Source organism: Mesorhizobium sp. M7A.F.Ca.ET.027.02.1.1 (assembly GCF_004022985.1).
Taxonomy (GTDB): Bacteria; Pseudomonadota; Alphaproteobacteria; order Rhizobiales; family Rhizobiaceae; genus Mesorhizobium.
In genome coordinates, this window is the sequence record NZ_RZOL01000063.1 from 1 (window position 1) to 21,420 (window position 21,420).

Here is a 21,420-nt window from a genome sequence, read left to right on the forward strand (position 1 = left end):
CGGTGAGGATCGGCGTCGAGAAGTCGGTGAAGCCGACCTCGCCCATGCGCTTGCGCATTTCCGCGATGATTTTTGTACGCGCAATGATGTTCTTGTGCAGCGTCTCGCGGCGCAGATCGAGGAAGCGGTATTTCAGCCTGATATCCTCGGGATAGTCAGGCTCGCCGAACACCGGCAGCGGCAATTCCTTGGCGGCCGACAGCACCTCGATCTCGCGGGCGAAGATCTCGATCTCGCCGGTCGGCAAATTGGCGTTGGCGGTCTCGGGCAAACGCGCCTTGACCTCGCCGTCGACCCGAATGACCCACTCGCCGCGCACGGTTTCGGCGACCTTGAAGGCAGGAGAATCCGGATCAGCGACGATCTGGGTCAGGCCATAATTGTCGCGCAGGTCGATGAAGAGAAGGCCGCCATGATCGCGCACGCGATGCACCCAGCCCGACAGGCGAACGGTCGAGCCGACGTCGCTCTTCCTCAACTGGGCACAGGTATGGCTGCGGTAACGGTGCATTGTCATTGGTAAGGTCCGGGGTGCTGGGTTGCAGGCCGAAGCATCCGGCCTGAAAATTTGCGCGAAAAGCGCATGGGAGGCCGGATTTGTCAAGGCAACAGCCCGGGTTGGTATCTCGGCCCCGCTTTCCCAGGCGACCTATGAGCCCAGTGCCGATAGGCGAAGACGCTGAGCAAGGTGATCGACGACCAATGCAGCGCTGGCGGACGACGTTGCGGCACGATGAAGGCGAATCTCCGCCCCCGGCAGCGGCGGTACATGCCGGCCGGGATGGACATCTCGCAGGCCTGGCGCAAGCATGCTGCCTTTAACCACGGTGACCGCCAGGCCCTGTTCGACAATTGCCTCCGTGGCTGAGAGGCTCGGGCTGACATAGGCCAATCGCCATGGCCGGCCTGCCTTGTTGAGCGCCTCAATTGCCCAGGAACGAAACAGGCAATCGGGGCTCGACAGAGCGACGGGCAGCGGATCGAGTTCCTCGACGGCTCGCGTCGCCGCCGCTGCCCAAATCGCCCTTTCGCGGCATATCAAATCTCCCTCGGTCGTACCTTCCGGGTGCATGGCGATGACGGCGTCGAACGAGGACCCAAGCCGTTTCAGGAGCCGGGCGGTGAGACCAATCTCCATTTCGACCTGCACCAACGGAAATCGCTCGGCGATGCCGGCAAGGAGGCGCGGCAGGATCTTGGTGCCATAATCTTCCATGACCCCGATGCGAACCTGTCCGGCCACCTGCTGACCGGAAACACGCGCAATCGCCTGCTCATTGAGAGCAAGTATGCGGCGGGCATCGATCAGAAAGCCCTCCCCGGCGGCGGTGAGTTCAACGCGGGCTGTCGAGCGCCGGAACAAGATGGTCTCGATGCGCTCCTCAAGACGTTTCACCTGCAAGCTGACGGCCGCCTGCGTTCTATTGAGCTGCTCGGCGGCTCGCGTGAACGAGAGTCGCTCGGCAACGACGACAAAGGCCCGCAGAAGGTCCGGATCGAGATTCGGGATACTCATAGTGGAATGTTATCAAACTCATTGAGCTTATTCGATTCCTTATGGCCCGCCTTCCCGATATCCCCGGTTCCGAGCCAGCAAGGTCGGGAACCATGGAAGTCACAGGAGTGCTCGCCGCGATTCTCTCCAGCGCTTTCGGGGGCACCGCCGTTGGTGCAACGCGATATCTCGCGGGCACGCTCGATCCTCTGGCTATCGGTGCCGTCCGGTTCGGCGGCGGCTTTCTGGTTTTGGCCGCCGTCGCTCTCTGGCGGCGAGACAGGTGGCCGCCGAAGAGCGACTGGCTCGGCACTGGCGCATTGGGTCTTCTGTTCTTCGGGCTGTTTCCGGTGCTCTTCAATGGAGCCCTTGTCTACACGACGGCCGCGCGAGGTGCGCTTGCGCTTTCGACACTGCCTCTGCTCACCATGCTTGCCGCGGCAGTTCTGAAGATCGAGCCGCCGACCATCCGCAAGATCGTCGGTGTCCTGATCGCAATGGCAGGAGTGGCCGTAGCGCTCGGCACGAGCCTGACGACTGCTCCCCCAGATGCCTGGCGCGGAGATCTTCTCATGGTCGCGGCCGCTTTCTGCATGGCGCTCTACAACGTCTGGTCGAGACCATTTCTATCCCGCACCGCGCCAATCCCGTTCGTGGCGTTTGGCATGGGCGTGGGCGCGGTCTGCCTATCGGTCCTGGTGGTTTCGAGCGGAGGCTTCGCGCGACTTGCCACTCTCAGCGCACCTCAGTGGATCGCGAGCGCTTATCTGGCCATAATTTGCGGCGCCTTCATTTTCTTCCTTTGGGCATTCGCGCTCGAGCGCGCGCCGCCGACACTGGTTGCCGTCTCCGTTGCGGTGAATCCGGTGACGGCATCGATCTTCGGTGTTGTCTTCCTGGGCGAACAAGTGAGCGCGAACCTGATTGTCGGGCTGATGGCAGTCCTCGCAGGAATAGGCGTCGCAACGGGAGCAGCCGAGCGGCTTGGCCTGTGGCCCGACGATCGGCAGTCACGTCGAAGGCAGCCCTGAGCGCTGACCAAGCAAAACGGGGGAAACGAATCCAGGCGAATACAGCGATCATCCCTGTTGGCGCAGGGAATTGCTGCTGGCGTTGGCCAGGGCGATGGTCCAAGAAGGGATCACCGACACGTGATCGCCTCTTCATGTCCTCCATCCGCCCGATGATCCCGCTTCTTCTCGCCGCCGGCATCTTGCTCGGCGGCAATGGGCTGCAGAGCACGCTGATCGCGCTGCGCGGCGCGCAGGAAGGGTTTTCGGCTTCCGACATCGGCCTGATGGGCACCTTCTACTTCGCCGGCTTCCTGCTCGGCTGCCTGGCCATCACCCGCATCATGAAGGCGGTCGGCCATATCAGGGCATTTTCGGCGCTGGCGGCAATCGCCTCGGTCGGCACCTTGCTCCTGGTGCTGGTCATCGATCCGGTGATGTGGTGCGCGGTGCGCCTTGCTGGCGGCTTCTGCTTCGCCGGGCTGTTCACCATCGTCGAAAGCTGGCTGAATTCCGGCGTCGGCAATCACGACCGGGCACGCGTGCTGGCGATCTACCGGATGGTCGACATCGGTTCGGTGACATCAGCCCAGTTCCTGATCCCGGTCTTCGGCGCCGGCGGTTTCGCCATCTTCGCCATCATGTCGATGATGATCACCTTGTCGCTGGTGCCGGTGTCGCTCGGCGACCGCTCCAACCCGGCACCACCCGAAGAGGTCAAGCTCGACCTGGCGCGCGTCTGGCGGATTTCGCCGCTGGGCTGCTTCGGCTGCATCGCCGTCGGCGTCACCAACAGCGCCTTTCGCACCTTGTCGCCGGTCTATGCCGAGCAGATCGGCATGTCGGTAGCCGATGTCGTCACCTTCGTCAGCGTCGGCATCTTCGGCGGCGCCATCATCCAGTATCCGCTTGGCTACCTCTCCGACCGCTGGGATCGGCGCCGCGTGCTCTTGATCACGACCTGCTGCGCGATGCTTTCGGCACTGGCGCTGGTGTTCATCGCCGGCAGCAATCCGGCGCTCAACTTCATCCTCATCTTCATCTTCGGCTGTTTCGCCATGCCGCTCTATTCGCTGTCGGCGGCGCATTCGAACGATCGCGCCGACACGGGCGAGTTCGTGCTGATCAATGCGGCGCTGATGCTGTTCTATTCCTTCGGCGCCATTGGCGGCCCGTTCGCCGCCTCGACGGCGATGCAATATTTCGGACCGGGCGCCCTGTTTGTATTCAGCGCGGTGGTCTATGCGATCTTCATCGCCGTCATCCTTTACCGCATGCAGGCCCGGTCCGGTGTGCCGGCAGGCAGGCGCGGCCGCTTCACCGCGCTTCTGCGCACTTCGACGGTTTTCGCGCGGCTGGCCAGGAGAAACGACGATTCCGATGGTCCGGGAACCTGATGATGGCGGTGCCAAAGCTTGACGAAAGCCCCGGCGGCTGAAATCTAGGAAGACCTTACTCCTGTCAAAAGCGATTTGATGCACGTCATCACCACCCAGAAAGAACTCGAGACCGTTCTCGCCGCTTTCGAAAAGTCGGATTTCGTCACCGTCGACACCGAATTCATACGAGAAACGACGTTTTGGCCGATCCTGTGCCTCATACAGATGGCCGCACCCGGCGTGACGGCGTTGATCGATCCGCTGGCTCCCGATATCAACCTGAAGCCGTTCTTCAGGCTGATGGCCAACGAGGCGGTGGTCAAAGTCTTCCACGCCGCGCGGCAGGACATCGAAATCATCGTCCACCTCGGCGATCTGGTTCCGCATCCGGTGTTCGACACGCAAGTGGCGGCGATGGTCTGCGGCTTCGGCGACAGTGTTTCCTACGATCAGCTCGTGCAGCGCATCACCGGCGCACGGCTCGACAAGTCATCGCGCTTCACCGACTGGCGCCACCGGCCGCTTTCCGACAAGCAGCTCGACTACGCGCTGGCCGACGTTACGCATCTCATCGAGGTCTATCAGCACCTCAGCGCCGAATTGGAGCGAGAAAACCGCGCCCATTGGCTCAACGAGGAGATGGAGGTCCTGACCTCCCGCGAGACCTATGATCCTCATCCCGAGGACGCTTGGAAGCGGCTGAAGATGCGGTTGCGGAAACCGCAGGAACTGGCGATCGTGCAAGGCGTTGCGGCGTGGCGCGAGCGCGAGGCGCGCGAACGCGACGTGCCGCGCGGCCGCGTTCTGAAAGACGACGCGATCTACGAGGTGGCGCAGCAGGCGCCGCGCGACGCGGCAGCCCTCGGCAAGCTGCGCACGACGCCGAAGGGCTGGGAGCGCTCCTCGACGGCAACGGCGCTGCTTGGCGCGGTCAACACCGCGCTTGCCTTGCCCAAGGAAGAGATGCCGAAACTGCCAAAGAGTTTCCAGCCGCCCGAGGGCTCGAGCGCCGCGGCGGAACTGTTGAAGGTGCTGCTGCGGATCGTTGCCGAAAAGGAGGGCGTCGCTTCCAAGGTGCTGGCCTCCAGCGACGACATCGACCGTATCGCCGCCGAGGGCGAGGAAGCCGACGTACCGGCGCTGCAAGGCTGGCGGCGCGCGGTGTTCGGCGAGGCCGCGCTCAAGCTGGTACGCGGCGAGATCGGCATCAAGTTCGACAAGCGCAAGATCGCGGTGTTCGACCTTTAGGCGAACGGACTTCCCTTCTCCCCTGTGGGAGAAGGCAGAAGCGCTCTGCTCAGACCGCGCCGAGCAGGTGCAGCGCGAACCAGATCCATCCCAGCAGGAGAATCACCGCACTGACGAAGAATGACCGGCTGCGCAGCAGCAGATTGTTGCTGGTCAGGTGAATCCAGGCATGGAAATAGCGGGACGCGACGAAAACCCACATCAGCGACAAGGTCAGATAGTTGACGCCGTTGGTCAGGTGCAGCGTCAGGCACAGCACGTAAAACAGCACCGGCAGTTCGAACTGGTTGGTGAGATTGGCGGCAACGGTGACGCTGGAGGCCGGTTCGGCCGAACGCACCTTGAACTGACCGGCCTTCGCCTCGCCTGACCTTATTGCGCCGTATCTGCGACGACCCAGGACGCAGTAGACGATGTAGATCAGCAGCACATGCGCGAGAACGGGCCAGAAGATCGTGGTCTGGTTCATCAAGTGCCCCCTGCCCGGTTGGGCTTCGCGTGCGGCATCAGGCCTGGCGTTTCTGGCCCGCCAGCCAGAAGGCCGCGATGACGATCACCGGTATGGCGAAAAGCGCGAATTTGGTGACGGTGAGCGCCGAGGCGAAAGACAGCGAGTCCGGGTTGGCCGACAGGAAATCGGACAGAAGCCGCGCCACCGCAAAGTTCTGAACGTAATGTGCAAGCGTGTAGGGAAGCACCAGGACCAACGCGAAAATCGACTGCAGCTGCGCTGGCAGCACGCGGAAAGCCTTCAATCGCCGGCCGGTGGCCAGGATGAGGCTGACCAGCGTGACCGACAGCAGCGCCGGGAACAACAGATCGAAGGTCAGATAGTGCCAGACGAGAATGATCTCGCCGCCGCGCCGGCCGAGCGCCGTCAGCCAGGCCATGCCTTCGTCCGGCGTAAACCCTAAAATGCGCATGTCGAGCGACGGCAAGCCGCCGCTCAACTGGCGGAAATAGAAGAATTCCAGAGCCGTCATGGCGATGAAAACCACCGCCGACAGGAAACAGAGCGCGCCTGCGTGGCGAGACAGCCGCAGGATCGTTGCCGTCAGGTTCCGCCCGAGCCCGTACTGGTCAGGCTCCACCGGGATAGTTCGGGCTTTCGCGGGTAATCGTGACGTCATGGGCGTGGCTTTCACGAAGTCCGGCATTGGATATGCGCACAAAAGTGGCGCGCTCGCGGAAATCGGCAAGGTCGCGGCCACCAACATAACCCATAGCGGCTTTCAAGCCGCCCGCAAGCTGGTGCAGCACGCCAGACACAGGCCCCTTGTAGGGAACCTGCCCTTCGATGCCTTCCGGAACCAGTTTCAGCGTGTCGCGCACCTCGGCCTGGAAGTAGCGATCGGCGGAGCCGCGGGCCATCGCGCCGACCGAGCCCATGCCGCGATACGCCTTGAAGGAGCGGCCCTGGTGCAGATAGACCTCGCCGGGGCTTTCGTCGGTCCCAGCCAGCAGCGAGCCGATCATGGCGGCACTTGCGCCGGCGGCGAGCGCCTTGGCGAGATCGCCGGAATATTTGATGCCGCCATCGGCGATAACCGAGACGCCGGATTTGTGCGCCGTCTCGACCGCCGACATGATCGCCGAGAGCTGCGGCACGCCGACGCCGGCGACGATGCGGGTGGTGCAGATGGAGCCCGGACCGATGCCGACCTTGACGGCGTCGGCACCGGCGTCGATCAGCGCCTGCGTGCCCGCGGCGGTGGCGACGTTGCCGGCCAGGATGCGAACTGAGTTGGAGAGTTTCTTGGCGCGCGTCACCGCGTCGAGCACGCGTTGCGAGTGGCCATGCGCGGTGTCGATCACCAGAAGGTCGACGCCGGCATCGATGAGACGTTCGGCGCGTTCATAGCCGTCATCGCCGACGCTGGTGGCCGCGGCGGCGCGCAAGCGGCCCTGTGCGTCCTTGCTGGCGTGCGGGTTGAGCTGCGACTTCTCGATGTCCTTGACGGTGATCAATCCGACGCAGTTGCCCTGCCTGTCGACGACAACCAGCTTTTCGATGCGGTGCTGATGCAGAAGCCGCTTGGCCTCGTCCTGGTCGACGTTCTCCTTGACCGTGATCAGGTTGTCACGGGTCATCAGCTCATGGACCTTCTGCGCTGGATCGGAGGCAAAGCGCACGTCGCGATTGGTCAGGATGCCGATCAGCCGCCCGACTTTGTGGCCGCCAGTGCCACCATTCTCGACCACCGGAATGCCCGAGATCGAATAGCTGCGCATCAGGCCCAGCGCGTCGGCGAGCGTCGCGTCGGGGCCGATGGTGACAGGATTGACCACCATGCCGGATTCGAATTTCTTGACCTGCCGCACCTGCTCGGCCTGTTCGGCCGGCGAGAAATTGCGGTGGATGACGCCAATGCCGCCGGCTTGGGCCATGGCGATGGCGAGCCTGGCCTCGGTGACGGTGTCCATCGCCGCCGAGAGGATCGGCACGTTGAGGTCGATGTCGCCGGCGATGCGGGTGCGGACATCGGTCTCGCCGGGCATGACCTCGGAATGGCCGGGCTGCAGCAGCACGTCGTCAAAGGTCAGCGCCAATGCGCCAGTGGACGTTTCGATGATTTTTGCCATGGCCAGTCCCTTGAATATAAAACGCGGTGGGGGAATACAAAAAAGCGCTGGACCGGAATGGACAGCGCCGACTCGTTTCTTCCCTTTCAGGATTGGCGCTGGCTGGTACCACGTCCAAGCGCCAATGAAAAGCCGATCGTCTCGGTGTTTCGCGTTCTATCCAGAAGACTCCCCCAAGAGAGCATTGAGCAGTGCGTGACGCGGCGATGCGAAAGGGCTGACGACAGTTACCCCACCCCATGTGAAGCCATCTTGCAGGTCTTCCGAAAGGAGCATCCGACAACCGGTTTGGGAAGCGGTGGACAGAATGACCGCGTCCCAAATGCTGAAGTGGTGGTCCGTAGCCAGATCAGCCGCCATCATCATTACGTCTTGCACTGTCGCGGCAACTGGAAACGCGTCGCGCCAGCCCAGAAGGGCATCCCGGGCTTCTACAGGCGGTCTTCCGGCCTTGCGGACGAGAACGTTGTACAGCTCACCAAGGACCTGAACAGGAATAACAGCAGCCTCTTGCGGTAGGTTGCGCAGCAGTTCAAGAACAATATCGCGCTTCTCGGCACCGTTGACCCCTTCCGCGCAGGCAAGGACATTGGTGTCGAGCGCAACCTTCATCGCTCGTCCTCGTAGAGCTCGCCACGGGTCCAGCGCCCGACATCCAAAACAGGCTGGAGCTCGAGGCGCGACAACAACGCTACGCGCGAGCGGGAAGCCACACCCTGCTGTCGATCGGCGGGCACTATTCGCGCGACCGGGCGTCCGTGACTGGTCACGACGTAGCTCTGTCCTTCGCGAACACCGCGCAGGATGAGAGAGAACTTGCGGTTGGCATCGGCTGCCGAAACGGCTTCTTCCATGACAAAGTCCATATAGTAGTTATATACACTACAATAATGTGACACATCGCCATTCGCAAGCTATTCTTTGCTGCTTGGCCAGCGCCTGGAGACGGAACGAGAAGACCTTGGCCGTCCCGGCAGTTCTGATTTAGGCACGGCGGCAGGCCAAGCGAACTGCCAGTCCCCCAGCGGTCGCACAAAAGTGACAGCAAATTAACACGACATGAGAGCCAGCCCATGATAACCGCCCTGCATGTTGGCTTGCCTCCCGGTCAACCGTAAAACAATCAAGTCGGACGCGTTTTGTGAACCGCACCATCCCGCTCATCCTGGCGGTCGCCCTTTTCATGGAAAACATGGATTCGACCGTCATTGCGACATCGCTGCCGGCGATCGCCGTCGACATCCACACCAGTCCGATCGCGCTCAAGCTGGCGTTGACCGCCTATCTCGTGTCGCTGGCGATCTTCATTCCGATCAGCGGCTGGATGGCAGACCGTTTCGGCGCCAAGAATATCTTTCGCGCCGCGATCGCGGTCTTCATCGTCGGGTCGATAGCCTGTGCGCTCTCCGGTTCGCTGCCGGCTTTTGTGGTCTCCCGCTTTCTGCAAGGCATTGGGGGCGCCATGATGACGCCGGTTGGGCGTCTGGTGCTGGTGCGCGCGACACCGAAAAGCGAACTCGTCGCGGCGATGTCCTGGCTGACCGTTCCGGCGCTGGTCGGGCCGCTGGTCGGACCGCCGGTCGGTGGCTTCATCACCACCTATTTCACCTGGCATTGGATTTTCCTGATCAATGTGCCGATCGGCGTGGTCGGCATCTGGCTGGCAACACGTTTCCTGCCGGAGACCGAACCCGCGCAGACCCCGCCACTTGATTTCATCGGCTTCGTGCTGAGCGGGCTGGCGGCATCCGGCGTGGTGTTCGGCCTGTCGGTGGTCAGCTTGCCATATCTGCCGCCAATCGTCGGTGTCACCACCGTAGCGGTCGGCCTACTGTCGGGCGCGCTCTATCTGCTGCATGCGCGCCACGCCAAAAACCCGCTGCTGGCGCTCGAACTGTTCCGCAACCAGGTGTTCCGCTCCTCGGTGCTTGGCGGCGGACTGTTCCGCATCGGCATTGGGGCTGTGCCGTTCCTGTTGCCGCTGATGTTCCAGATCGGCTTTGGGCTGACGCCATTCCAGTCCGGCATGATCACCTTCGTCTCTGCAATCGGCGCCATCGGCATGAAATTCGTCACCGCGCTGATCTTCCGCGTCGCCGGCTTCCGCCGCGTTCTGGTTATCGGTTCGCTGGTCGCCGCCGCATCGATCGCCATCAACGGGCTGTTCACACCCGACACACCTTATCTCTTGATGCTGGCCATGCTGCTCGTCGGCGGCTTCATCCGATCGATGTTCTTCACTGGCGTCAATGCGCTCGCCTATGCCGAGGTTTCGGCTGAAGACACCAGCAAGGCGACGCCGATTACAGCGGTGTTCCAGCAGTTGTCGGTCGCGCTCGGCGTGGCGCTGGCCGGCGGAATCCTGGAAGTATCGACGTCAATCCATGGCGGCCCGCTGTCGCTGGACGACTTCCACATTGCCTTCTTCATCGTTGCAGCGGTCTCGGCGGCGGCATCGCTATCCTTCGTCCGGCTGGCACCCGACGCCGGCAACGCCATCTCCGGTCACGGCCGGCTGACAACACCCAAGACGCTGGAAACGGTGAGCCCACCCGGCAACTGATGGCAGCTACGCTTCGGCCTCGCCTTCTGGACGGCCCGATTCGCCCGACGGCGGACCGACGGTGCCCTGTCAGTCGTCGGCGTCCCCCGGCCCTTCGCTATGGCTCCGGGCGCTCGAGGCCTTCGGAACGTCCACTGGACGTTCCGATCCGCCTGACGGCGGACCGGCCTCTCGCCCCTTGAAGTCCTTGGCCAGCAAATAGAGCTCGACCGATTCATCCCGCGACGCCGGCGGCTTGACGTGATGGACGGAGCGGAAGTTCTTCTTGAGCATCGAGAGCAGCTCGTTTTCGGCGCCGCCCTGGAAGGTCTTGGCGAGGAAATGCCCACCCGGCTTCAGCACCGACAGCGCAAAATCGGCCGCCACCTCGCACAGATGCATGGTGCGGATATGGTCGGTCCGCTTGTGGCCGGTGGTCGGTGCCGCCATGTCGGACAACACGATGTCCGGATCCCCACCCAGCGCCTCGGCCAGCTTCTGCGGCGCCAGCGGATCGAGGAAATCCATCAGCAGCACCGGAGCGCCGGGCACGGCGTCCATTTCCAGATAATCGATGCCGATGACATGCGGCTTGTCGGCCGTCGATTTCGTCCGCGCGGCGGCGACCTGGCACCAGCCGCCGGGGGCGGCGCCGAGATCGATCACCTTCATGCCGGGTTTCAGCAGATGGTGCTTGTCGTCGATCTCGATCAGCTTGTAGGCCGCGCGTGAGCGATAGCCGTCAGCCTTGGAGCGCTGGACATAGGGATCGTTGATGTGGCGCTGCAGCCAGCGGCGCGACGATTCCTTCAGCCCGCTCTTCTTCTTGATCCGCGTCTTCAGCACACGAATGCTGGCTGATCCTGGTTTTTCCGGTTTCTTGGTCATTGCTTATTTCTTCGGTTCGGGCTCACGCTCTGCCACGCCCATCGTTGCGCCAGACGCCATCATCGGCCATCAGTTCGCTCAAAATACCTTCGCGCAGGCCACGATCGGCGACTCGCAGCCGCTCGGACGGCCACACGGCGCGGATCGCCTCGAGGATAGCACAGCCGGCCAGCACCAGATCGGCGCGATCGGCACCGATGCAAGGGTTGGCGCAGCGCTGCTGGAAATCCCAGCCAACCAGTCTTTCGACCATGCGATCGACGCTGTCGCGGTCCATCCACAGCCCGTCGACACGGCGGCGATCGTAGCGTTCGAGCTCAAGGTGAACGCCGGCCAGCGTCGTCACGGTTCCGGACGTGCCCAGCAGATGGAAATTCGGACTGGCCTTGAGATGGCTCAGCCGATCGCGACCGTCGAAGCTGGCCAGCCGGCCGGCAACGTCGTCGACCATGGCGGCGAAGATCTCGCGCGTCACCGTGCGGCCGCCAAAGCGCTCGGCCAGCGAGACGACGCCGACCGGCAGCGACGTCCACGACACGATATGATTGGCCAGCCTCGGCGAACGGCGGCCGGCGAGATCGATGAGCGCGATTTCGGACGAGCCGCCGCCGATATCGAACAGGACGACGCCTTGGGTGTCGCGCTCGACCAGCGAGCCGCAGCCGGACACCGCCAGCCGCGCTTCGGTCTGGCGGTCGATGATCTCAAGCTTCAGGCCGGCCTCGCGTTCCACGCGGTCGATGAACTCGACGCCGTTTTCGGCCGTGCGGCAGGCCTCGGTGGCGATCAGCCGGGCTTTTCTGATCTTGCGGTTGCGCAATTTGTCGCCGCAGATTTTCAGCGCCTCGACCGCGCGGTCCATCGCCGGCTGGCCGAGCCGGCCATTGGCGGTGAGCCCCTCGCCCAGCCGGACGATGCGCGAAAAAGCGTCGATGACGCGGAACTGGCCATGCCGCGTCGGCACGGCCACCAGCAGCCGGCAATTGTTGGTGCCAAGGTCTAGCGCCGCAAACACCGGAAGCTCCTGGACCGGCGGCCGACGGGCGCTCTGTTCCGGCCGTGGCACCACAGCGACGGGCGAGGCCACCGACTCCGACGGTCTGTGGGCCTCCGCCGGGGCACCGGTCTTGCCCGGCGCCGGCGATCGATTCTCCGCGGGACGCACTTCGTCGCGCGCAAAAACCTTGCGCCCGCGCCTTCGCTTGCGCCGCTTCTTGGGCTTGCCTTTGTGGGGTGCGTCGCCCGCCTGCCCGTCTGCGGAGCGGAGCTCCGTCGGGCGGCGTTGCTGCCAGCTTGCGTTCCCCGGGCCAGCCGACCGCTGGGAAGCGCTGGACACGCCCACCTCCGGCGCGCCGGCGCCGGTGTCGTGGTCTTCCACTGTCGTTCCTTCCGGCGCCGCGCGAACCTATGATGGACGCAGCAGGCGCTTCAGTGTTTTAAGTTGCCGCCAGACTAACAGCGCCGCGCCCGATCACCAAGAGCCGCGTGCCGAATTTTGCCGGCAGGCCGCAAACCGCCGTTCCGGGGCGGCCGCGTAATGAACCCGCACGCCGCAGTTGCCGGCGCTACGCCTGCCGGCATCTCTTTCGGCCGCTCACTGCGGCAAATCTAGCCGGCCGACGCTGCGACAAGGGTTCGCGGTTGAATAGCCGGCTTCGATGAGGCATTTCTGAAATGAGCGGAAGAATCCGGCAAGGCCGGCCTCTCACCAGCCACGAAAAGGAAGCGGACCCGCAACGCATGGCAGTCAGGCAATGAACTGGAGACGCTATTTCTGGCCGGTTGTGGGCATCGCCGCCGTGATCTTCTCGCTGCTGCTGCTCTGGCACGAATTGCGCGGCGTTTCGCTCGACGACGTCTGGGACGGTATCACGGCCATTTCGACCCGCGGCTGGGTCCTTGCCGCGCTGAGTTCGATCATCGCCTATGCCTCGCTTGCCGGCTACGACCACATCGCGCTCCTGCATATCGGCAAGCGCGTGTCGTGGCTGTTCGTCACGCTGTGCTCCTTCACCACCTATGCGCTGTCGCACAACATTGGCGGTTCGGTGTTTTCGGGCGCCGTCATCCGCTATCGCGCCTATGGTACCAGGGGCCTGACCGGACAGGATGTCGGCGTGCTGGTGGCGGTCTGCTGGATCACCTTCGTGCTGTCGACGATTTTGGCCTCGGGCCTGGTTCTGGTGTTCGAGCCTGAGATACTCGACCGGTTTTCCGGCATCGCCCATCATGGCCTGTCGGAAGCGGCCGGCATCGCGATGCTGCTGCTCGTCGCCGCCTATGTCTTCGGCAGCTGGCTGCATCTGCGCCCGCTGAAGATCGCCAGTTTTCAGCTCCACTATCCGGCGCTGCCGATCGTCGCGCGGCAGTTGCTGATCGGCCCGATCGAACTGCTGGCCGCCGCCGCGATCATCTTCTTTGCCCTGCCCGCAGCCCACAATCCCGGCTACTTCGTCATACTGGGCGTCTTCCTCGTCTCCTTCTCGATCGCGCAGATCTCGCATGCGCCGGGCGGGCTCGGCGTGTTCGAGGTGGTGTTTCTCGCCGGCCTGTCGGACATGGATCCGGTCGGCGTGCTGGCGGCGCTGCTGGTGTTCCGGCTGTTCTACCTGATCATCCCGTTGATTCTGGGCCTGGGCGTCGTGCTGTTCTTCGAACGCTCGCAGTTCAGCCGGACGGAGCCTTGAGGAGCGGGATTGGATCTGGAGGCCGCGCGCCGGCATCTGAAGTGCGGCGTCTGAAATCACCTGACGAAACGTGCCATTGAAGCACAGAGCAGGCTTGACTATTTTCCGCTGGCGGCTACAAGGCAGCGCTCAAGCGGCTCAGCTGCTCGGCCGCGCGGTTCATGACCACGCCTGCTGGGGAATAGGTTAACGGTAGACCCACGGACTCTGACTCCGTTAGTCCTGGTTCGAATCCAGGTTCCCCAGCCAGACATTCTCAAGTATCTACCAGTGCGGAACTTCCCGACGCCGGCCACGTTCGGCTGCATGGCTTTCTTGACCGGGTTTTCATCTGCAGTGGTCGTTCTGTTTATCGTGCTGCTGTTCACCCACGCAGCCCGTGATCTTCAAAGCTCACCTATGTATCATCGGATATATCACCGACTGCGCCGAGGCTTTAGGTCTTCGTTTTGAAGCGCAACGATGGCTGAACGCGTTATCCCGCCGTCTGCGGCCTAACCGGCCCAGCAGTGTTCCACCGGATGAACTCGGCTTTCTTACGGGTGACGTGCCGCAAGGTCTTCAACAACACCTCATGCGGGACACCGGTCTGCCTGTAGTGGTCGTAATACGGCGATATGAATGGCTTAATGATGCTTAGGTGCAGCGCTTCCGCTGCCATTAGAAAGCGATCAATTTCAGCTTGTGATAATTGCTTTGAGGGTTTTGACCTAGTCATTGCGACACCTTTTGAGAGTCGCCACCCGAGGACAATTCCTACAGCACACCGAACCGGGCCGGCGAGCTTCCCGTCATGTCGAGATCGGCTCAGTCCGACGTAACAGGACCCGACTCGACGACTTGCGCCGTGACTGAGGAAAGGATTCCTCGCTTCGCCAGGACAGGCTTTTCATAGTTCTTTTTCATAAATGCTCCTCGCATTTTCCACTCGCCGAAGGTGCTTTGGAGCGATCAAGTTGTCAAGCTGATGCTAAAAAGCCGCCAAAAGGATAGGAAGTTGGCAAACTCGCCGGGCGAAGACCCCAACGCCCTCGGAGCCCGGCGAGCCTACTACCTAATCGGGTACGCGATCAGGACCGGGGTTCACCCAGTAACAGGTCCGGTGCAAGAGCAATGCCAGCAACCCTGTGCTGAAATGGGACGGGCGGCAAAATGACCGTAAACTTGGCCCCAGCGGAATATGGTCCTTTAATTAAATTAGCGTAGACGCATAAAAAGGCTTATAATTCGGACAGCCGGCACTGCCCCCTCCAAGCCGGTCAGGCTCGGCGCCAGTCCCCCTCGATACCCCCCGACGCCGGGCCGCTGCTCCTAGCCGCTGGTCAGGATAAGCGCGCTAGCGATACGGCGCGTCATCGGTGTCTATGCGACGGAATCATGGAAGGCGAGATTGCCTGGTCGTTGCGTCCGCCTTAGTGAAGCTTCATGAAGGCTCCTCCACAAGGCCGCGTCATGCTCACTGATAGCCAGTACATTCTCGAACGCATGAGCCAAGGCTGCGTGACGCTCTCCGACGACGCGTTCGTCATCGACAGGCTGGTCAAGTATTTCGGCAATGGGAAGATCCGCTGGCATGTCGAATTCCGTGGGCATCGCATCGAGCTGACGACAGGCCAGCTCAAGAAGCAGCCGACCTTCCGCAGGAAGATACTCGAACAGGCTGGCGTGCTGCCGCCCCAGCGTGCCGGGACCGACTACAGGCGATGGGCACTCGATCTGAGGAAGAATGCCATCGAGCTTCCTTGGCGGGATAGGCCGGTCGATGCCGGTTTCGCCATCGACAGGCTCACCAGCCATGGGGACGGGCGCTGGACGGTCGAATACCAGGGCAAGGCAATCAAATTCACGACGACCAAACTCCGCAGGCAGGTTAGTTTCCGCAAACGCATGCTGGCCAAGGCCAAGGTGCTGCCGCCCCAGTTGGACCCGGTTGCCTACCGGAAGTGGATGGACTGGCTCATTCAAAACGCCACCGAAGCCGCCCCGCAGGCCGGCGATGCCTCGATGACAGAAAAAAGTTGGCTGGACGACCTGCCAGAGCTGGCCGGCTGGCAGAATGAAGCACCGCCCGAAGGGGCCAGCTAGGGGGCGGCACGCGTTGCGTTTGCCATGCCTGGAGATTTCGTCACACACTGATGACGAGGGAATCTGACCAGAGCCTGGCTCGCTGGCAATCGGAATTGAAATGAGCACCCATGGACCGCTTCAACCTCGGCACTTATCGCCGCCCCATCTCCACGCGCTCGGCGGAAACCCAGCGCTGGTTCGATATAGGACTGAAGTGGTGCTACGGCTTCAACCATGAGGAGGGCATCAAGTGTTTTGAGAAGGCGCTGGAGACGGATCCTGATTGCGCTTTTGTGCATTGGGGCATCGCCTATGCCGCCGGGCCCTTTTACAATCTGACCTGGAAAGAGCATGGCGAGGCCGAGGCCAACAGCGCAACCAGACGCTGCTTCGAGCATGTCCAGCTAGCGCGCGCCAATGCGGCTGCCGCCAGCGATGTCGAAAGGCGCCTGATCGAAGCGCTGGCGTGCCGCTTCCAGAAGCCGCACCGGGTGGGCCCCGAGGAATTCGAACAATGGGACGATGCCTATGCCGCCGCTATGCGGCTTGTGTATCAGGACTTTCCCGACGACGACGATGTGATGGCGCTTTTCGTTGAGGCGCTGATGATGCGCACGGTGCGGCGGCTGTGGAATCTCAAGACCGGCGCGCCGGCGCCGAATTCCGATGTCGTCGAGGCGCTCGACGTTTGCGAGCGGTCAATCCGGTTTGCCGACGAGACCGGCGCAGCACAACATCCGGCGATCGTCCACCTGCACATCCATCTCCTGGAAATGTCCACCATGCCGGAGCGCGGCATGCGCTCGGCGGATCTGCTGGGCGAAATGTGCCCCGATGCCGGGCACATGAACCACATGCCGGGGCATATCTATGTGCTGTGCGGCGAGTACGAGAAGGCCAGGCTTGCCAGCGAGAAGGCGGTGCGCGCCAACGACCTCTATCTGGCCTATGCCGACGAGCCGACCTACTATCTGCTCGGCTGCTGCCACGATCTGCATCTGATGATATTCACCTGCATGTTGTCAGGCCAGTACCGGCCGGCACTGTGGGCCGCCGACAAGGTGCGCAGCCTGGTCGCGCGCGAGGTGGTCGCCATCCAGGACCGGCCAAAACTCACCCAGACAGTGGAAGGCTACCATGCGATGAAATCGCATGTGCTGGTGCGCTTCGGCCGCTGGCAGGAGATCGTCGACGAACCGGTCACCGCGGAGCCGGGCCTTTATGTGCTGACAGCGGCCATGCAGCACTACGCCAAGGGTGTCGCGCATGCGACGCTCGGGCATTTCACCGAGGCCGAGCGCGAGCGCGAAAAATTCCACCGGCATCTGGAAGGCATTCCGGCCGAGCGGCGCTTCCTCAGCAACCCGACGCGGGCTTCGCTGGCTGTCGGGGCTGCCCTGCTCGACGGCGAGCTTGCCTATCACCAGGGCCGGCATGACGAGGCCTACGGCCATCTGCGGCAAGCGGTCGAGCTTGACGACAATCTGTCCTACACCGAGCCGTGGGCGTGGATGCATCCGCCGCGCCATGCGCTGGCAGCACTGCTTCTCGACCAGGGCCACTCTGCAGAAGCTGAACAGGTCTATCGCGACGATCTCGGCCTGAGCGGCAAGGTGCAGCGCTGCGCCCAGCATCCGAACAATGTCTGGGCACTGCACGGGCTGGTGGAATGCATGAATCGGCGCGGCGAGACTGATGAATTGCCGATATTGCAGACAAGCCTTGCCGCGGCGCTGGCCAAGGCGGACGTGCCGATCACCTCGTCCTGCCTGTGCAGGACGAGCGCGCAGCAAGGCTGCTGTCACTGACGCGAAGTCAGCCTACCGCCACTGTTGCGGCCGATCGGCTCGCCAAACAAATTGTCGACCGATCATCGTTGGCGGTGGAACCCTCGCCGCCCGGTCGTGTCACCTGCCGATCAGCCCAGGCTCCACGCTTTGTCTCGTATCACGCCTTCCTCGATCAGCACCGAGCAGTCTATCTCATCGTGAAGTTGGGCGTTTGGGTCGGACAAAAGCCAGGAAGCATAGGACCGAAGCTGCTTGAGCCTGGCTGTTTTCTCAAGCCGGGCCTGGCGCTCATCCTCGGCTGCCGGTCTTCTGTCCTTCTGGGCAGGAAATTGCATGCTGGCTCTCCTCGGTCACCGAGCTGCGCTTCGACTTGAAGCCAACACATGCGCTGGCGAGAGTCGCCATCCATCTGGATGATGGCGGACCCTTATCAACAATGCACCCGCGCCACCGCCGGGTGCTCCCTGGTCCGGGTTCGCTGCGGCGCATCGGCACTCGGCAGTCGGACGCAGCCAGGGGAATGGAACCAGATCGGCCGTGCGACGTCATAGAAGCAGGTGCTCATACAGGAGTGTGACCTCCATGATCAGGCTCGTTCTTGCCGCTGCCGCCATGCTCGTCATGGCATGGGATGCAACGGCGGCGGCAAAACTGGACGCGGCCACTGTCAACAACGCCCAATTTGACGGCAGCGAAGCGAAAGGCGTCAGTGCGACCGTGCTGAAGGCGCAAATCCTCCTGGATCGGGCACGCTTCTCGCCAGGCCTGATCGATGGCCGCCAAGCGGAGAACTTCAGCCGGGCAGTCAGTGCGTTTCAAGCGGCCAACGGATTGCCTGCCGACGGCAAGCTTACCCGCGAGACATGGGACAAGCTGGTCGCGAGCTCCTCGCGCCCCGCGCTTGAGACCTACGAGTTGACGCGCAAGGATGTGCAGGGACCGTTCACCAGGCGAATTCCGACGCGCATGGAGAGGATGGCCCGCCTGCCCAGGCTGGCCTACCACAATGCCCTGGAAAAGATGGCGGAGCGCTTCCACAGCAGCGAGGAACTGCTTGAACGCCTCAATCCCGGCATCGGCTTCAGGAGAGCGGGGCAAAAGCTGCTGGTGCCAGCTGTCGCCCGAGGTGATCCGCCGCAAGACATTGGGAACGTCGAGGTCGACAAGAGCGCTCGCCAGGTTCGCGTGCTCGACCCTTCCGGCAAAGTGCTTGCGACGTACCCCGCCTCGATCGGGAGCCAGGAGAAGCCCGCGCCGAGTGGCGAGGCAGAGGTCAAACGCGTGGTGCGCCACCCAACCTATCACTACGATCCCGAGTTTGCCTTCAAGGGGGTGAAGACGAAGCGCCCCTTCACGATCGCTGCCGGGCCGAACAATCCGGTGGGATCGGTCTGGATCGATTTGTCCATCGATAGTTATGGCATTCACGGGACTCCGGACCCAGGCAAGATCGGAAAGACCTTCTCGCATGGTTGCATCAGGCTGACCAACTGGGATGCCGAAGACCTCGCCTCCGAAGTGCAAAAAGGCACGAAGGTCGTCTTCAGGGAGGAAGCGGCAGGATCGGCCGAACAAGGATCGCAGTAGGCAGGCGCCACGGGCTAACTTTCGACCGTGTGACTGGCGTCACCGAAGGCGTAGGGCGGCGCCCCTACCCCAGCCACTTCTCGTAGTCGGACACCAGCAGATGGACCGGGGCAACGTCTTCGTCGATGTTGGAAAAACGGCCGATCGGTTCGCGAAACACATTGTCGGCGAGATCGTCATTGACGGTCGAGACCTCGCCGATCAGCACGTCCTTGCCCTCGGCCCAGAAGGCATGCCAGACGCCGGGAAGCAGCGTGACGCTCTGGCCCGGGTCGAGCTTCAGGAGCCCGCCCGCAGGCAGTCTGTGGATGGTTCCGTCGACAGGCACAGAAACCTCCGCCTTGGGATCGATGCCGCCGTCGCGGTCATGCATGAACAGTTCCAGCACCAGCTTGCCGCCGCCACGGTTGATGATATCCTCGGCCTTGATGTTGTGGCGGTGCATCGGCGACAGCTGGTCCTTGCGCGAGATCATGATCTTCTCGGCATAGAGCATGCCCATGCCCTTCTTCATGTCCTCGTAGCGGCCGTTGCGAACGGTGAACAGGAACAGGCCGAGTTCCCTGAATTTCTCTTGCCCGTAATCGGTGATGTCCCAGCCGAGCCGCGAGGTGAATACGGCCGACGAGTCGACCTGACGCGCCTTCGCCTCCTGCGGCGACCAGTAGGCGAAGGGCGGCATGATGTAGCCGAACGAGCGGATGAAAGCGTCGGCTTCGCGGATGATGTCGTTGATGGCGGAGCGCTTCATGATCATGATCCCTTCGTATCGATTTGTCTGGCAAATCGCATAGCCGAACGCCGATGCGGTGTCGATCCATCTCGCCATCCTGTCCGGCGTTGCGCAGGGCGTATGGACCACAGATCCGCTTGCCTGGCCGCGTGACATCACGGATTTTCAGGGCCATAAAACCTGCGGATTCCTCATGGGGTGAAAGATGATGCCGACCGTTCACGATCTCGATACGCCATCCATCCTGATCGACGCCGCGCGCGCGGAAGCCAACATTGCCCGCGCCCAGGCGCATGCCGACAAGAACGGGCTGAAGCTCCGGCCGCATATCAAGACGCACAAATTGCCCTACTGGGCGAAGAAGCAGATAGCGGCCGGCGCCGTCGGCATCACCTGCCAGAAGATCGGCGAGGCCGAGGTGATGGCCGATGCCGGGCTGACCGATATTTTTCTTCCCTACAACATCCTTGGGCGCGCCAAGCTGGAGCGGCTTCTGGCGCTGCACGGGCGCGTCACCCTGTCGGTGACAGCGGACAGCATGGAGACGCTCGAAGGGCTCGCAACCACCTTCAGCGATGCCGGCCATCGTTTGCAGGTGCTGGTCGAATGCGACACCGGCATGGGCCGCTGCGGCGTGCAGTCGGCTGATGAAGCAGTTGCGCTGGCAAGGCAGATCGACAGAGCCGGTGGCCTCACCTTCGGAGGACTGATGACCTACCCGGCCGCCGGGCGGGCGGCGGAGGCCGAAGCCTGGCTCGCCGGGGCCAAGCAGGCGCTGGCCGCGTCGGGCCTCGCCTGCGACCGCATCTCCAGCGGCGGCACGCCGGATATGTGGCGCTCCAGCGATACATCCGTTGTCACCGAGTATCGTCCAGGCACCTACATCTATCTCGACCGCTATCAAGTCGCCAAAGGCGTCGGCGGCCTCGACGACTGTGCGCTGACGGTGCTGTCGACGGTGGTCAGCCATCCCACAGCGACGCGCGCTATCCTCGATGCCGGGAGCAAGGCGCTGTCCAGCGACACGCTGGGTCTCGCCGATTTCGGCGAGTTGCTCGGCGTGTCGGGAGCGCGGGTGACGGGCCTGAGCGAGGAGCACGGCACCGTCACGCTTTCGGGCGAAGGCAAGCTGCGCATTGGCGAGCGCGTGCGTGTCGTGCCCGACCATTGCTGCGTCGTCACCAATTTGTTCAACGAGGTCAATCTGGTCGACGGCGACAAGGTGCTGGAAACGCTGCCGGTGGCCGCGCGGGGAAGGATGGGGTGAACTAAGAAGCGTCTTGCCTTCTTCCCCTGTGGGAGAAGGTGAATCGGCGCGCAGCGCCGAGACGGATGAGGGGTGTTCCAGCGGAATGAGACGTTGGCGTTCCCTGGAACACCCCTCATCCGTCGCCTTCGGCGACACCTTCTC

The 21,420-nt window shown here is 62.8% G+C and carries 21 protein-coding genes and 1 tRNA gene; 10 read left to right on the top strand and 12 right to left on the bottom strand.

What is annotated here, in order from left to right; all coding sequences use genetic code 11:
- Positions 1 to 517, bottom strand: a 517-nt coding sequence (locus EN749_RS10145; RefSeq protein WP_245491331.1) for an OB-fold nucleic acid binding domain-containing protein, incomplete at its 3' end; no start/stop codon positions are given.
- Between the two features lie 132 nt (positions 518 to 649).
- Positions 650 to 1,516: a LysR substrate-binding domain-containing protein gene (locus EN749_RS10150; RefSeq protein WP_128363052.1), complete on the bottom strand. Its 867-nt coding sequence runs from the start codon at positions 1,514 to 1,516 to the stop codon at positions 650 to 652.
- A 92-nt stretch (positions 1,517 to 1,608) separates the two neighbouring features.
- Here EN749_RS10150 and EN749_RS10155 point away from each other — a divergent pair, with 92 nt between their 5' ends.
- The 3 genes from EN749_RS10155 (at position 1,609) to rnd (ending at position 5,132) form a co-directional block, all read left to right on the top strand.
- On the top strand, positions 1,609 to 2,526 hold the full coding sequence (locus tag EN749_RS10155) for a DMT family transporter (RefSeq protein WP_128309485.1): 918 nt from the start codon (positions 1,609 to 1,611) through the stop codon (positions 2,524 to 2,526).
- Between the two features lie 134 nt (positions 2,527 to 2,660).
- Positions 2,661 to 3,902, top strand: coding sequence for an MFS transporter (locus EN749_RS10160; protein WP_127273376.1), 1,242 nt, complete (start codon positions 2,661 to 2,663; stop codon positions 3,900 to 3,902).
- Between the two features lie 78 nt (positions 3,903 to 3,980).
- On the top strand, positions 3,981 to 5,132 hold the full coding sequence (gene rnd / locus EN749_RS10165) for a ribonuclease D (RefSeq protein ID WP_127810722.1): 1,152 nt from the start codon (positions 3,981 to 3,983) through the stop codon (positions 5,130 to 5,132).
- Positions 5,133 to 5,181: 49 nt separating this feature from the next.
- Here rnd and EN749_RS10170 read toward each other — a convergent pair whose 3' ends face one another.
- From EN749_RS10170 to EN749_RS10190, 5 genes are all read right to left on the bottom strand, one after another.
- The gene (locus tag EN749_RS10170; protein WP_127321444.1) at positions 5,182 to 5,601 is read right to left on the bottom strand and encodes an MAPEG family protein; all 420 of its coding nucleotides are present in this window, start codon (positions 5,599 to 5,601) and stop codon (positions 5,182 to 5,184) included.
- 37 nt (positions 5,602 to 5,638) lie between these two features.
- Positions 5,639 to 6,262 carry a hypothetical protein gene (locus EN749_RS10175; RefSeq protein ID WP_127269488.1) on the bottom strand — a complete coding sequence of 208 codons (624 nt, stop codon included), beginning with the start codon at positions 6,260 to 6,262 and terminating at the stop codon, positions 5,639 to 5,641.
- On the bottom strand, positions 6,213 to 7,715 hold the full coding sequence (gene guaB, locus EN749_RS10180) for an IMP dehydrogenase (protein ID WP_127269487.1): 1,503 nt from the start codon (positions 7,713 to 7,715) through the stop codon (positions 6,213 to 6,215). The genes EN749_RS10175 and guaB overlap by 50 nt, the downstream gene beginning before the upstream one ends.
- A 156-nt stretch (positions 7,716 to 7,871) precedes the next feature.
- Positions 7,872 to 8,327, bottom strand: coding sequence for a PIN domain-containing protein (locus EN749_RS10185; protein ID WP_128363053.1), 456 nt, complete (start codon positions 8,325 to 8,327; stop codon positions 7,872 to 7,874).
- Complete coding sequence (locus tag EN749_RS10190; RefSeq protein ID WP_128363054.1) at positions 8,324 to 8,569, bottom strand: type II toxin-antitoxin system prevent-host-death family antitoxin; 246 nt, start codon at positions 8,567 to 8,569, stop codon at positions 8,324 to 8,326. Before EN749_RS10190 ends, EN749_RS10185 begins: the two co-directional genes overlap by 4 nt.
- A 287-nt stretch (positions 8,570 to 8,856) precedes the next feature.
- Here EN749_RS10190 and EN749_RS10195 point away from each other — a divergent pair, with 287 nt between their 5' ends.
- The gene (locus EN749_RS10195; RefSeq protein ID WP_128363055.1) at positions 8,857 to 10,278 is read left to right on the top strand and encodes an MFS transporter; all 1,422 of its coding nucleotides are present in this window, start codon (positions 8,857 to 8,859) and stop codon (positions 10,276 to 10,278) included.
- 69 nt (positions 10,279 to 10,347) lie between these two features.
- Here the strand turns inward: EN749_RS10195 and EN749_RS10200 are convergent, their stop codons facing one another.
- Both EN749_RS10200 and EN749_RS10205 read right to left on the bottom strand, forming a co-directional pair.
- Positions 10,348 to 11,145: an RlmE family RNA methyltransferase gene (locus tag EN749_RS10200; protein WP_127272688.1), complete on the bottom strand. Its 798-nt coding sequence runs from the start codon at positions 11,143 to 11,145 to the stop codon at positions 10,348 to 10,350.
- Between the two features lie 22 nt (positions 11,146 to 11,167).
- Complete coding sequence (locus tag EN749_RS10205) at positions 11,168 to 12,523, bottom strand: Ppx/GppA phosphatase family protein (RefSeq protein ID WP_128363056.1); 1,356 nt, start codon at positions 12,521 to 12,523, stop codon at positions 11,168 to 11,170.
- A gap of 376 nt (positions 12,524 to 12,899) precedes the next feature.
- Here EN749_RS10205 and EN749_RS10210 point away from each other — a divergent pair, with 376 nt between their 5' ends.
- Positions 12,900 to 13,832, top strand: coding sequence for a lysylphosphatidylglycerol synthase domain-containing protein (locus tag EN749_RS10210; protein ID WP_127395486.1), 933 nt, complete (start codon positions 12,900 to 12,902; stop codon positions 13,830 to 13,832).
- A gap of 175 nt (positions 13,833 to 14,007) precedes the next feature.
- Positions 14,008 to 14,081, top strand: a tRNA-Gln gene (locus EN749_RS10215).
- A gap of 226 nt (positions 14,082 to 14,307) precedes the next feature.
- Here EN749_RS10215 and EN749_RS38730 read toward each other — a convergent pair.
- Positions 14,308 to 14,550, bottom strand: coding sequence for a hypothetical protein (locus EN749_RS38730; protein ID WP_127810728.1), 243 nt, complete (start codon positions 14,548 to 14,550; stop codon positions 14,308 to 14,310).
- A gap of 734 nt (positions 14,551 to 15,284) precedes the next feature.
- Between EN749_RS38730 and EN749_RS10230 the strand changes: the two genes are divergently transcribed.
- Together EN749_RS10230 and EN749_RS10235 are read left to right on the top strand one after the other, a co-directional pair.
- Complete coding sequence (locus EN749_RS10230) at positions 15,285 to 15,917, top strand: hypothetical protein (RefSeq protein WP_127395489.1); 633 nt, start codon at positions 15,285 to 15,287, stop codon at positions 15,915 to 15,917.
- A 110-nt stretch (positions 15,918 to 16,027) separates the two neighbouring features.
- Positions 16,028 to 17,707: a hypothetical protein gene (locus EN749_RS10235; RefSeq protein WP_127395490.1), complete on the top strand. Its 1,680-nt coding sequence runs from the start codon at positions 16,028 to 16,030 to the stop codon at positions 17,705 to 17,707.
- A 110-nt stretch (positions 17,708 to 17,817) separates the two neighbouring features.
- Here EN749_RS10235 and EN749_RS10240 read toward each other — a convergent pair whose 3' ends face one another.
- Positions 17,818 to 18,024: a hypothetical protein gene (locus EN749_RS10240; RefSeq protein WP_164873861.1), complete on the bottom strand. Its 207-nt coding sequence runs from the start codon at positions 18,022 to 18,024 to the stop codon at positions 17,818 to 17,820.
- 247 nt (positions 18,025 to 18,271) lie between these two features.
- On the opposite strand from EN749_RS10240, the gene EN749_RS10245 reads away from it, so the two are divergent.
- The gene (locus EN749_RS10245; protein ID WP_128363057.1) at positions 18,272 to 19,276 is read left to right on the top strand and encodes a L,D-transpeptidase; all 1,005 of its coding nucleotides are present in this window, start codon (positions 18,272 to 18,274) and stop codon (positions 19,274 to 19,276) included.
- A gap of 64 nt (positions 19,277 to 19,340) precedes the next feature.
- On the opposite strand, the gene EN749_RS10250 is transcribed toward EN749_RS10245, so the two are convergent.
- The gene (locus EN749_RS10250; RefSeq protein WP_128363058.1) at positions 19,341 to 20,027 is read right to left on the bottom strand and encodes a D-lyxose/D-mannose family sugar isomerase; all 687 of its coding nucleotides are present in this window, start codon (positions 20,025 to 20,027) and stop codon (positions 19,341 to 19,343) included.
- Between the two features lie 190 nt (positions 20,028 to 20,217).
- On the opposite strand from EN749_RS10250, the gene EN749_RS10255 reads away from it, so the two are divergent.
- Positions 20,218 to 21,276, top strand: a complete 1,059-nt coding sequence (locus EN749_RS10255; RefSeq protein ID WP_189367449.1) for a D-TA family PLP-dependent enzyme — start codon at positions 20,218 to 20,220, stop codon at positions 21,274 to 21,276.
- Positions 21,277 to 21,420: the final 144 nt, after the last annotated feature.